The 11,587-nt window shown below is 41.9% G+C and carries 11 protein-coding genes and 1 pseudogene; 6 read left to right on the top strand and 6 right to left on the bottom strand.

Translation table 11 applies throughout. The annotated features are described in order from the left end of the window. Window positions 1-119 precede the first annotated feature (119 nt). The 3 genes and pseudogenes from IM479_RS17750 to IM479_RS17740 form a co-directional block, all read right to left on the bottom strand. Entirely contained in the window at window positions 120-461 is a 342-nt protein-coding gene (locus tag IM479_RS17750) for a type II toxin-antitoxin system VapC family toxin (RefSeq protein WP_287687460.1), read from the bottom strand. Next, the gene (locus tag IM479_RS17745; protein WP_002752790.1) at window positions 458-763 is read right to left on the bottom strand and encodes a hypothetical protein; all 306 of its coding nucleotides are present in this window, start codon (window positions 761-763) and stop codon (window positions 458-460) included. The genes IM479_RS17750 and IM479_RS17745 overlap by 4 nt, the downstream gene beginning before the upstream one ends. A gap of 236 nt (window positions 764-999) precedes the next feature. Next, window positions 1,000-1,936, bottom strand: a pseudogene (locus IM479_RS17740) (RpnC/YadD family protein). Window positions 1,937-2,282: 346 nt separating this feature from the next. On the opposite strand from IM479_RS17740, the gene IM479_RS17735 reads away from it, so the two are divergent. From IM479_RS17735 to IM479_RS17725, 3 genes are all read left to right on the top strand, one after another. Then, complete coding sequence (locus IM479_RS17735) at window positions 2,283-2,990, top strand: SIMPL domain-containing protein (RefSeq protein ID WP_287687458.1); 708 nt, start codon at window positions 2,283-2,285, stop codon at window positions 2,988-2,990. A gap of 283 nt (window positions 2,991-3,273) precedes the next feature. Beyond that, entirely contained in the window at window positions 3,274-4,161 is an 888-nt protein-coding gene (locus IM479_RS17730; protein WP_287687456.1) for an alpha/beta fold hydrolase, read from the top strand. Between the two features lie 42 nt (window positions 4,162-4,203). Continuing rightward, window positions 4,204-4,581, top strand: coding sequence for a hypothetical protein (locus tag IM479_RS17725; RefSeq protein WP_287687454.1), 378 nt, complete (start codon window positions 4,204-4,206; stop codon window positions 4,579-4,581). A 219-nt stretch (window positions 4,582-4,800) separates the two neighbouring features. Here the strand turns inward: IM479_RS17725 and IM479_RS17720 are convergent, their stop codons facing one another. Continuing rightward, window positions 4,801-8,304: a CHAT domain-containing protein gene (locus IM479_RS17720; protein ID WP_287699520.1), complete on the bottom strand. Its 3,504-nt coding sequence runs from the start codon at window positions 8,302-8,304 to the stop codon at window positions 4,801-4,803. Window positions 8,305-8,318: 14 nt separating this feature from the next. Further along, window positions 8,319-9,353 carry a hypothetical protein gene (locus IM479_RS17715; RefSeq protein ID WP_287687450.1) on the bottom strand — a complete coding sequence of 345 codons (1,035 nt, stop codon included), beginning with the start codon at window positions 9,351-9,353 and terminating at the stop codon, window positions 8,319-8,321. Between the two features lie 263 nt (window positions 9,354-9,616). Here IM479_RS17715 and IM479_RS17710 point away from each other — a divergent pair, with 263 nt between their 5' ends. The 3 genes from IM479_RS17710 (at window position 9,617) to IM479_RS17700 (ending at window position 10,983) form a co-directional block, all read left to right on the top strand. Then, the gene (locus tag IM479_RS17710) at window positions 9,617-10,228 is read left to right on the top strand and encodes a calcium-binding protein (protein WP_287687448.1); all 612 of its coding nucleotides are present in this window, start codon (window positions 9,617-9,619) and stop codon (window positions 10,226-10,228) included. A 156-nt stretch (window positions 10,229-10,384) separates the two neighbouring features. Further along, on the top strand, window positions 10,385-10,675 hold the full coding sequence (locus IM479_RS17705) for a hypothetical protein (RefSeq protein WP_287687446.1): 291 nt from the start codon (window positions 10,385-10,387) through the stop codon (window positions 10,673-10,675). Next, window positions 10,630-10,983, top strand: coding sequence for a hypothetical protein (locus IM479_RS17700; protein ID WP_287687444.1), 354 nt, complete (start codon window positions 10,630-10,632; stop codon window positions 10,981-10,983). Before IM479_RS17705 ends, IM479_RS17700 begins: the two co-directional genes overlap by 46 nt. A gap of 299 nt (window positions 10,984-11,282) precedes the next feature. On the opposite strand, the gene IM479_RS17695 is transcribed toward IM479_RS17700, so the two are convergent. Continuing rightward, on the bottom strand, window positions 11,283-11,441 hold the full coding sequence (locus tag IM479_RS17695; protein ID WP_287687461.1) for a hypothetical protein: 159 nt from the start codon (window positions 11,439-11,441) through the stop codon (window positions 11,283-11,285). Between the last annotated feature and the right edge of the window lie 146 nt (window positions 11,442-11,587).

Below are 11,587 nucleotides of genomic sequence, written 5' to 3'. Positions count from 1 at the left end.
GTCAGTCTGTAGAGCGACCATAAGACCAGAACAGAGTAAATCTGTTAAGGCAGGTGCGGAACCCCGCAAGGGAAAGAAGCAGAAACCTAAATCGTGAGGTTTGGGAATCACCGTCCGTTTTACGGCGGTGAGGATGTCAATGAAATACAATCTGTCAGGCTATATTCTTTGTCTGGACGGCGGCGGTATAACTCGAAGCCTTGCAGGAATGATTCTCGGTTTTGCGGAATGACTTGAAGGCGGGGATTCTGGAGCAGATCATCGATAAATTCGACAGTACGCCGCTTCCGATTTACTCCCCGGACTGACATAAAATTCAGTAGCTCTACCAAAACTTCATCCGTCGTTACAAGTTTAACGTTTTTGAGACTGGACGTAACTTCTCTGGCTCGTTGATGCCAATTATCTTGGGGATTGATTAAAGCAACCCAGTAGAAAGTGTCGGCAAAAATTTGTTTCATTGCCTTTTCTTGGGACTCCCATAAAGATAATGGTCATGCTCTTCTGCACCGTCAGATGGAAGCGGCTCAAGTTCTTCTTCAGGGAAGTTCAGATTCAACCTATCAACTATCTTTAAAATTGATTCTCCAGTCTCCTCTTGAGATATATCAGAAGCCATCAGATGAGTTTCCAGGGCATCTTTCAGTCGATTTAAAACGCCTTCTAGAGAGCTATCCTGGTAATCAATTGCTGCTAATTCAGGAGATTTGAGTGAATATCCGTCGGGATTCTTGGAGATGACAATGCTGATTTGATTGACCATAATCCTTCCTATCTCAGGCTAATCAAGAATTGGGACTTCTTTAGTCTAGCAAAATAAGCAGGACATTTATAGCAGTTTTCATCAGAATGAGGTATGGGCAAGGGGCTTAAACCCTTTGTTAGCAAAACTTGTCGATACCTCAGTAACGTGAAAAGCGCTATAAGGTTCTTCAGGATTTGGAAATGATTGTTGATCGGGAATTTTAATTGTCTGTTTTTGAGATTGGGACTGAAAGTTTAATTTTCCCTGAATCTTTCTAACAGTTCTGAGCGAGATAAATTCGCCAGAGAAAGAAGTAACCCGGTGCGTTCGGAGACGGGAAGTTGGACAATCTGTTCCACCAGACCAGATAATTCTGTATCTAGGCTGCCAAAGCGTCCTTCAAGAAGACTGGTTATCAGCGATAGTTGTCCTTCTAAACAACCTCGTTGTATCCCTTCTTGTTTCCACTCTTCCCGTTGTTTTAGATAAGCTGGTGATAGGTTCATAATGTCCTCCTGTTCTTCGGTACTTAAATTATCTCTTAATTCCAAACTAGCAGCGCCAGTTGGCCAGAATTTCCAGTAAATTCTCTTGGAAAGGATTACCTTCAGGCAATTGCACTAATTCTTCTACTGCTCGTTTCTGTGTCCCTCCTTTCCCTAGTACCCTCAACCATAAAGTCTCCTCATTGACTGGTAATTGATGGATGGCAACAATTCCTGTTTTGAACAGGCTAGGGGAAAAATAAACTCCTTTTCCCCACTCCTCTTTCATCCCCTCTTCCGGTAGGAATGAAGGGGGGATTCCCACGAATTCTTCAATCATTCTCGCTGAAAAAGTAGGCGTTAAAATCCAGAGAACTGGTAGTTCAGCTTCAGTTAGAGTTTTGTTTGTCCGTTTCGCCTTCCTCAAGACCTCGCCATGAACCGCATATAACTTTGAGATGCAACTGCGAATCTCTACCTCGGAGGGTGGGTTACGGAAAGGTTCAAATAAGCAGCAAGTCGCCGCCATTTTACCCAGTAACCCCAAGGGTAATTCAGTCCTTGATGCTGAACTGGCTGGTTCAAACCAGACATCGATTTCTTGGACTTCACTCTTGACTTTCTTGCTCTTTTTAATCGTCCCTAGAGACGCTAAGAGTTCCTCTAAATATTCCTTGGCAAATTGGTCGTGAATTTGGCGAGTCATTGAAGTGGATAATTAAGCCGAGAAAGTGCAGTAACAATCTTGTTAGATCATAGCAAGTTTTGAGAATTTATCTTTTTAATCAACTAGGTTTCAATTAAAGATAATGCAGGACATTTAGGGCTGGACGCAACTTCTTTGGCCCGTTGATGCCAAGAACAGCGTTGATCGGATAGATGAAGTACAATAGCAGCGGTGTACGAACCAATCTTGCTTAAAGGCCTCTTCTCAAGTTCCCAGAGCTTAGTCACCAATATTCTGAAAGTGACAGAAAAGGGATAATCTTCCACTCAATTGCCCAAAATAAAGGCTAGAATCGAAATATAGTATCGATCGCTAGGGATTTTTGATGAATTACAAAAAATTTTGCTTGGCTTTTTTGCTGTCCCTTATCCTCATTAACACCGGATTAGTTATGCCTAGTTACGCAAACACAAGAGAATTGAGGACAATTACCGTGACGGGAGAAGGAATAGAAAATATCGCCACTTCTCAAGCAATAGTGCGCTTAGGGGTAGAAGTTCAAGGCAAAGAAGCGGGGAAAGTGCAGCGGGAAGTCGCCAGTCGTAGTGATGCGGTAGTTAAATTTCTCCGTTCCCGTCAAGTGGAAAAATTGGAAACCACCGGCATTAGTTTACAGCCCAATTACGACTTCAGCAACAATCAAAGACGTTTAATCGGTTATATCGGGGCTAATTTGATTAGTTTTCAGATTGATATAGCCGAAGCGGGGAGTTTAATCGATGAAGCGGTGAAAGTCGGGGCAACACGCATCGATGGGGTGAGTTTTACTGCTGGCGAATTAGCGATCGCAGCTGCCCAAAGAACCGCTCTCATCAAAGCCACGGAACAAGCTAGAGAACAGGCGACAATCGTGTTACAAGCCCTCGGTTTATTGCCGAAAGAAACGGTTTCTATCCAAGTGGGTAATACCGGTAATCCCGTGCCAATAGCCCGCTCAGAAGCGGTTTTTCGGAGTGCCGATGCTGCCAGTAGCCCGGTTATCGGAGGGGAACAAACCCTGCGCGCTGCTGTCACCCTCGAAATTAGCTATTAGTATCTGTATCTAGAGACAATAGACCTCTTGTAAAAATCAAAAATTGTTGTTAGGGTTGGGAGTCAGTAGTCAGTAGTCAGTAGTCAGGAGAATTAAGAATGAATAATAATCAATTAAATGGTCTATTTAAGGATTTTATGCAATTTAATCCTTATTTTTACCGTTTTTGAACCCTCAAAAATTAATTATGCAAGAGGTTTAATTAACTACACATATCTAAACACCTCTTGCCTTTTGCCTCTTGCCCCTTGCCTGTTGCCTCATCAAACTTTCGCCCTCATCCGTGAATTATCCTAACTTTTTACCCACTGTTAGCGAGGGATTGAGCGAAGATACCTCCCTTGCTCTCCTCCAGAATATCCAGCAAATTGCCATCGATAGCCCTATCTATCCTCGATCGATCCTAACCACCTATAGTCAACAAGGGCAAGGTCAACCGCCTTTTCTCCTCCTACACGGTTTTGATAGTTCCCTGCTGGAATTTCGGCGTTTACTACCTTTACTCGCCCAAAATAGGGAAAGTTGGGCGATAGATCTACTCGGCTTCGGTTTTACTGAGCGATCGCCAGATTTGGAAGTATCTCCGAAAACTATTAAAAGCCATCTTTACCATTTCTGGCAAACTGCGATCGCCGAACCGATAATTTTAGTCGGTGCTTCCATGGGGGGTGCAGTAGCCCTCGATTTTGCCCTCTCCTACCCGGAAATAGTGGCGAAATTAGTCCTCATTGACAGCGCAGGACTAGCTAATCCCCCAGTCTTGGGTAAATTGATGTTTTCTCCCCTCGATAGATGGGCAACTAATTTTTTAGCCAATTCCCGCGTGCGTCAAAATATCAGTCGTACCGCCTATTTTGATCAAACTTTGGCCACTGTTGATGCTTGCACCTGTGCTAATCTGCACCTGAATTGTCCCCACTGGAGTGAGGCTTTAATCTCTTTTACCAAAAGTGGCGGTTATGGGGGATTTTTGCCGAAATTAAGCCAAATAAACCGAAAAACGCTGATTATTTGGGGCGAAAACGATCAAATTTTAGGCACAAAAGACGCGAAGATATTTCAGCAGGCCTTACCCAATAATCAACTGGTCTGGATTCCTCACTGTGGTCATGTTCCCCACCTCGAAAAACCAGAACTTACCGCAGCTGCGATAGTTAAATTTGCGAGCTAAAAACTTATAATAGGATTATTTGACGCTATAGTGCCAACTTTTATGAAATTTTTGCCGATCGCTCTCGCTTCATTCAGCCTTCTGAGTTTATCTGTCAATATTCCTGCTACCGTAGCCACACAACAGCTTTTTTGTCGAGGTCGCATGAATAACGGTTGGTCCTATTCGGCAGAATTTCTCAATGGACGTTTTGAACGCATTCGCTGGACGCGTTCCGGTCAACCTCCCCAAGTTTCTAGCCTTAGTTTTAAAAATACTAACAACAAAGGACAACCGATTTATCGTGGCAGTTTATTCGCCGCAGTCAGTGTGACTCTGATAGACTTATCGAAAGGAGATGTCCGTCCCGGTTCGCAAATTTCCGTGGGAGTGGAAGAATGGGGTTGGTCGCGGGGAAACTGCGGTCTTTCTAACCGATAAATTCCGGAACTATCGTCATCGTGGCGGTTTTGACCGATTGACTGTCTAAAATTCCTGCGATCAAGTCAGGTCTCCCGGATAGGCTTTTCGGTCTGTTGTCGCCTTCCTTACCCTTAGAACATCTATATCTCTACACTACCCCTAGTGGTCTCCTGACTTTTCAAACATCCTCTTAGGGTGCGGAATGTGGGTTTTGAGATTTTGTCCCTTGCTCGCCTGTCAAAATGGTAAAAGCGGAAGACCGGCTGGATTCCCTAAACAAATAAACGCTGCCCAATACTTAGGAGCTTCATAAGGGCGTTCTAAATCAGATTTTTGACTTAATTCTCGTAAATGGGTAGCAACGCCTTTGCTACGCTTTTCTGACCATTCTATCGCTTCTTCGGTCAGCCATAGAGGACGCATTTTGCCGATGGTGAGATGCTGGATGCCATATTTTGCTTTTCTCAAAGCTTCTGCTTTGCTAAGTTTTGCTTTCAGGAGATAATAATAGAAACACTGCATTAAGATAGTGGTAGCCACATCATCCACTTTCCAAAGGCTGATTATGACGGTTTTCGCTCCGGCTTGGATGAAGGAACGACGCAAACCGATGAGGGTTTCCCCGGTGTAGATGTCTCCTAAAGCGGTTTCACAGGCGGAGGTTACTACTAACTCTGTCCCCGCTAAGTTGATAGATTGCACGTCTAAGGCGGTTAATAAGCCATCTTCGGCTTCTCGCGGTAGTTTACCACCGTTTAACATGGTATTTACTCCAGCAAAGGCTAAACCCGAACGCGAGAGGGGATTTTGCAGGGTGCCGACCTGGAATCTTTCCGAGGCGGAAAGACCCGATAACAGGAAGTTTTGGTTAATTGTGTCCAGTTCGGGGGTTATGTCGCCGAGAAAGTAGCCATGAGTAGCAATATGGAGAATAAACGGGGATTCTTGGACTTTGGAGACGAGGGGTTTTAAAGCTTTGGCGGCGGTAACGGGTTTAACCCCGAGCATTCGAGCGATTTGTTCCCCTTCGATTTCGGTGCCGGGGAGGGAGTGGAATACCGGGCCTTGACGACAGGATGCTAAATCGCGTAAGGATGGTTTAAAGGTGAATTTTTCCTTATTTTCGGCAGTTGATGGCGTGCTTTCGGAACCGGCTAAGTTATAGTCAGGGTTAGCGATAACGAGGGGAGCGGTGACTTTCGCAGGAATTTTGGCTTTAAATCGCAGGATATCCCGTCCTACATTTAAGAAGTTGCAGCGATATTCATCCATTAAGTAGCCGCCTTTATCGGTGGGTAAGATTTCAAAGGGTAAGCAGTTTAATTCGCCATCGGGACAGATAATTAATTCTTGGGTGAGATAAGGCTTGATTTTCTGAAAAATAAGCTTGCTTAGTTCAATTTTTGACAGTATATCCTCTTTTTTCTTAAATACGGCAACACTTAATCCTCGTGGGTTTTCTACCGACTGCCGAAACTCTTTCACTAATTTGTCTATGGGTTCAGCTTCCCCTAAATCTATCATAGTTAGCTGTTCTGGGGCTTGGGCGGGTAGGATAAAGGCGAGATAGCGAGGGGGAAAGGATAGAGCATCACCGTTAGCGGGAATTGCTTTGAAATTGTGGTTATTAAACCGGATAAATTCGAGTAGGGTTGTTCCTTGGGGTAATTCTAAGGCGATAGTGCGAAAATCGGCGTTAAGTAGTTCTTTTTCTAGGTTAAGTTCGGGGATATTCAGTTCTCGTTCGAGGGTTCCTGCTTGTTGTTCGAGGGATTTAATTTCTTGGTGGTAATAGGGGAGTTGTTCGGGGGTGGGTAGCTCAAAACAGCGTTTGGCGAGTTGTTGTCTGATTTGTTGCCATTGTTGGAGTTTGGGGGCAAGATGGGCGTATTGTTGGGATAATAGGGCGATTTTTTGCAGGATGGCGGTTTCAGTGGCGATCGCTTTCCGTCTTAAGATGAGGTTATAGGCAGATTGTACCGCTTCGGGGCTATTAGGAAAGTGCCGGAAAACTAGGGAGAGAAATGCTTCTACTTTATAGTAGTTTTGTGCAAGATAGTTGAGGCGTTGCTTATCGGTGCTGATGCTAAAAATTTTCGAGATAGTTTTTAAGTCAATTTCCGCTGCTTCTTGCATCAGTTTTAGTGCTTCTTCTGGGTGGTTGGTTGCTGTGTATGAAATGGCTAAATTATTCAGAGAAGCAGCATAGTCGGGGTGGTCAGTACCTAAACTTTTACCAATAATTTCGAGAGCTTGTTGAAAGAGAGGTAAAGCTTGCTCATATTGTCCCATTGACTGATATAATAGGGCTAAGTTATTCAGACAAGTAGCATAGTCAGGGTGGTCAGTACCTAGAATTTTACCGTGAATTTCGAGAGCTTGTTGAGAGAGAGGTAAAGCTTGCTCATACTGTCCCATTGACCTATATAATACGGCTAAATTATTCAGAGAATTAGCATAGTCAGGGTGGTCAGTACCTAAACTTTTACCACGAATTTCGAGAGCTTGTTGAGAGAGAGGTAAAGCTTGCTCATACTGTCCCATTGACTGATATAATAGGGCTAAGTTATTCAGACAAGTAGCATATTCACGGTGGTCAAGACCTAGAATTTTACCAGTAATTTCGAGAGCTTGTTGATGGAGAGGTAAAGCTTGCTCATACTGTCCTATTGACTGATATAATAGGGCTAAATTATTCAGACAAGTAGAATACTTAGGGTGGTCAGTACCTAAAATTTTACCGTGAATTTCGAGAGCTTGTTGAGAGAGAGGTAAAGCTTGCTCATACTGTCCCATTGACTGATATAATAGGGCTAAGTTATTCAGACAAGTAGCATAGTCAGGGTGGTCAGTACCTAGAATTTTACCAGTAATTTCGAGAGCTTGTTGAGAGAGAGGTAAAGCTTGCTCATACTGTCCCATTGACCTATATAATACGGCTAAGTTATTTAGAGACTCAGCATAGTTAGGGTGGTCAGTACCTAGAATTTTACCAATAATTTTGAGAGCTTGTTGATGGAGAGGTAAAGCTTGCTCATATTGTCCCATTGACTCATATAATACAGCTAAGTTATTTAGAAAAGCAGCATAGTCGGGGTGGTCAGTGCCTAGAATTTTACCAATAATTTTGAGAGCTTGTTGAGAGAGAGGTAAAGCTTGCTCATACTGTCCCATTGACCTATATAATACGGCTAAATTATATAGAGACTCAGCATAGTTAGGGTGGTCAGTACCTAGAATTTTACCAATAATTTTGAGAGCTTGTTGATGGAGAGGTAAAGCTTGCCCATACTGTCCCATTGACTCATATAATACAGCTAAGTTATTTAGAAAAGCAGCATAGTCGGGGTGGTCAGTACCTAAAATTTTAGCACGAATTTCGAGAGCTTGTTGAGAGTGAGGTAAAGCTTGCTTATACTGTCCCATTGACTGATATAATATGGCTAAGTTATTCAGAGAATGAGCATAGTCGGGATGGTCAGTACCTAAACTTTTACCAAGAATTTCGAGAGCTTGTTGAGAGAGAGGTAAAGCTTGCTTATACTGTCCCATTGACTGATATAATGCGGCTAAAAGATTCAAAGAATCAGCATAAATAGGCTCATTAGTTAGTGAGTAACTTTTGGCTAAATCACAGGTTTGTTGGGCGAAGATAATCCCTTGCTCATATTGCCCCTGTTGATATAGCATTTCTATGGTTTGGTTATACTTTTGTATCTGGTTAATTATGGATTGATTCATGTTACTATCCTCCTTTAATAAACTAAGTTTTTGTTGTTGATTATTGTTGCTGATTGATCAGAGTAATTAATGGTTTGTTCCACCACCTTAAACCGCTTATAAAACACCTCACTATTACCCTGTTGACCCAATTTAACAAATATCTCATCAAGACGCTCTTGACTTAAAATAATATCTGTAGGGTCAGATTCCCCATTAACCCAAGATAACTCAATGGGTTGCTCTGTGACAATTGCCAGAAAATATTCATCTCCTACTGCATCATATTGGAAAAATCGAGCTAGTCCTTCAGACGGAGGTAAACGAAGTCCTTCTGACAGCTTAGTATAAGGAACATAGGCAAATGCTCTTGAAGGACTAAAGAGATAAAAATTTCCTTCTACCGTCTCATTAATTAACAATAAATATTTACCATTGTCAGGTAAATTAACCCATAAATAATGGGGCTTGTTAAGATAAATATAATTACCCTTATCTGGCTCTGGCTTAATTACAGTACCATTCATAACTAGACCCCTTTTTGAACTCCCGTTTGAGGCTCCTCCATTATGTGATTTTTCTGCCTCAAAATTTTCATTAATATCCAGCATCGTTAACTTATTACAAGCAGGTGCAGCAACTTCTTTTGCTAATTCCCAACCCATCCGAGGGAATTTTTTCTCCCATAACCATTGATAAGTCACTTGATGAGGTTCAATTGAATTCTGAGGTTTTCCTTTCTTCTCATATTTAGTAGTAATTAAATTGACACTTAATTCTAATCCATCGTCTATCATCGCTTGTTTAAACACATCTACCATTATTCTCCTAATTCTTTTCGCATATTCATTAATAGTTGCTTCCGTATAATGAAGATTATGCTTATCTTTCATTATTTCGACAATTTCACTTCTTTTTTTATCTTGATTTTTTGGATTATATAGAAGTTGAAATAAACAACTATGATCTTTATTTTTTATCAAACCAGTATTTTGCAAGATACGGTTTAGAAATGCTTTTTGCAATAGTTCTTTATCTTTAGTTCCTATCGTGTCAGTAATACTAACCATTTTTAGTTCAACAATAATCAAAAAATTAATAGAGATATTTAAAAATTACATCATTTCCTCTGATTTGTCAATATTTTTATGAGAAAGAGAAAGCAATGTTATTAATTGTTATTTAAAGTTATGTACGGTTATTTAGAGCTATTTAGAGTGATTTATAGTTGTTGGCTGATACCAATTTGTTATTCAGTATCTATTGAATGTTATTTGATCTGAATGTTTGACTTGAATCATCAACTTAATTAATTCACAGGAGTTTACAGCTAATGCCAGTTTACAACGGGACAATTTATAATGACTTCTTGTTCGGCAGTTTCGGTAATGACACCGTTTACGGGAATGGAGGGAATGATAGCATTTACGGCCAAGGAGGCAACGACTACATCGACGGTGGAATAGGCAACGACTACATTGATGGTGGAGATGGTGCAGATGACCTCTTCGGCGGCGCTGGAAATGACAATGTCTTCGGCGGAAACGGTAGTGACTTGCTCATTGGCGAAGCAGGTGCTGACACTTTATCAGGCGGAAACAACACTGATTATCTCTTTGGCGGAGCCGACAACGATGTTCTATTAGGAGGCGCTGGGAATGATTTTGTCTATGGCGGCTATGGCAATGATATCCTCACTGGCGGCACTGGTGCCGATGCCTTTTATTTCGGTTCTCTTCTAGAAGGAGTTGACGTAATCAAGGATTTTCAGTGGATAGAGGGCGATGTCATCCAAATCAGTAAGTCCGGATTTACTGCTAGTAGCCTTAGCCAATTTAACTACAATAGCTTAACAGGTGGGTTAAGTTTTCTTGGGCAACAATTCGCAACCATTGAAAATCGCCCCGCAGGGTTTGCTGTCTCTTTAGATGTTCAGCTTATTTAACTAGTTGGGAGTGGGCGGGCGAATCTTTTGGTTCGCCTGTTCCAGACAACTGGGCAATTTTTGCTCACTGGTCAAACTAAAAGCATGAACCTTGTTCTCAAGGAACAAAAAATAACGAACAACAAAAAAAGAATTAATTTTTGAGGAGCAACAAAAATGTTCAATCCCTGCAACCCCAAATATCCCTTATTTACTTTTGCTATTGCTTTATTCGTTGGCGGTATTCCCAATCCAAGCAGTGCAGCAGAGTTTAAATTTCCTGATCAGGTTGATATTTACGTTAAATCCTTAGGAGGTGGTGCTGGTGCCAATTCTGAGTTTGGTCTTGGGACTACTTCAGAAAACTTTGTTCCAGTTCTTTCAGGATTGCCGAATAATCCATCAACAAACAGTGAGGTTTTTTGGGGTCTTTTAATCCAGATCAACCAATTCCACTGGCAGTTATAACTAACTGGAATGGTCAAAGTTTTTTCGCTACAATTGGAAGCACAGATATTGCTTCACAAATAGTTTTTTCAGATCTAGATAATAGCCTTGGTTTCGGAGGAAATACATTTGAGTTACTAGGTACTAATATCTTCTTAGCTCATCTTGATGACGCTGCATCTTTCACTGTAGATGATGATGACGATGATGTTCTTATTCAGATGCGTGTTGCATCTAAAAGAACGACTCCAGAATCCAGCAGTGTTCTTGTTTATATTATCCTTGGGGGTTTAATACTAGGGAGTGCTATCCGCAAAGCCAGAAAGTGATCCCATATCTTGTAGCTCGCTATTGGGTTGTTGTCAGCTGAGACCTTGCGGTAGCAGATAGATATCTAGAACATCTTTACTGACATCGATCCCCACCCATGTTTTTTGTTGTGTCATAGTTTATAATCTGGTTATTAAAAACTGATCATCTATTCCCCATTTTTCCTTTTGCATAAGTGCCTTTTGCCTGTCCTTATCAGTGGCCTATACTCAACGGATTTAGTATGACTGGTGATCAATGACAAAAAAGGCTGAAGCATTTTCAGCCTCGTCTAAAAAATCAGATTTTACCCGCAAAACTAAGGAATAGGATTAGCCGAATCCTTGCTTTCTAGGGTTTCGGGAACAGCTTCCGTCTTACCAAAAGCAATTCTGAGGAAGGGAGGAGCCAAGAAAGTCGTTAGGATTACCATATTGACATCCTCGCCGCCGTAAAACGGACGGCGATTCCTCACCACGCCACTTTTTTAGGGTGGTCGCGTCAACGGGGTTGACGCGACCCGGGATGCTGCTTCTTTAACAGAAGTCTTACGCTTTCCGACCCGTCCATTTTGAGTGTCCGAATGCCGGACGGCCACTTTGAACAAGTCGAAAAAATCTCATG

This window comes from Microcystis sp. M165S2 (assembly GCF_020245885.1).
Classification (GTDB): domain Bacteria; phylum Cyanobacteriota; class Cyanobacteriia; order Cyanobacteriales; family Microcystaceae; genus Microcystis.
This window is presented reverse-complemented; position numbering and strand designations above follow the sequence as displayed.

Coding starts and splice junctions, on each gene's coding strand:
- IM479_RS17750 (WP_287687460.1), bottom strand. CDS start 461: ATGAAACAAATTTTTGCCGACACTTTCTACTGGGTTGCTTTAATCAAT.
- IM479_RS17745 (WP_002752790.1), bottom strand. CDS start 763: ATGGTCAATCAAATCAGCATTGTCATCTCCAAGAATCCCGACGGATAT.
- IM479_RS17735 (WP_287687458.1), top strand. CDS start 2,283: ATGAATTACAAAAAATTTTGCTTGGCTTTTTTGCTGTCCCTTATCCTC.
- IM479_RS17725 (WP_287687454.1), top strand. CDS start 4,204: ATGAAATTTTTGCCGATCGCTCTCGCTTCATTCAGCCTTCTGAGTTTA.
- IM479_RS17720 (WP_287699520.1), bottom strand. CDS start 8,304: ATGAATCAATCCATAATTAACCAGATACAAAAGTATAACCAAACCATA.
- IM479_RS17715 (WP_287687450.1), bottom strand. CDS start 9,353: ATGGTTAGTATTACTGACACGATAGGAACTAAAGATAAAGAACTATTG.
- IM479_RS17710 (WP_287687448.1), top strand. CDS start 9,617: ATGCCAGTTTACAACGGGACAATTTATAATGACTTCTTGTTCGGCAGT.
- IM479_RS17705 (WP_287687446.1), top strand. CDS start 10,385: ATGTTCAATCCCTGCAACCCCAAATATCCCTTATTTACTTTTGCTATT.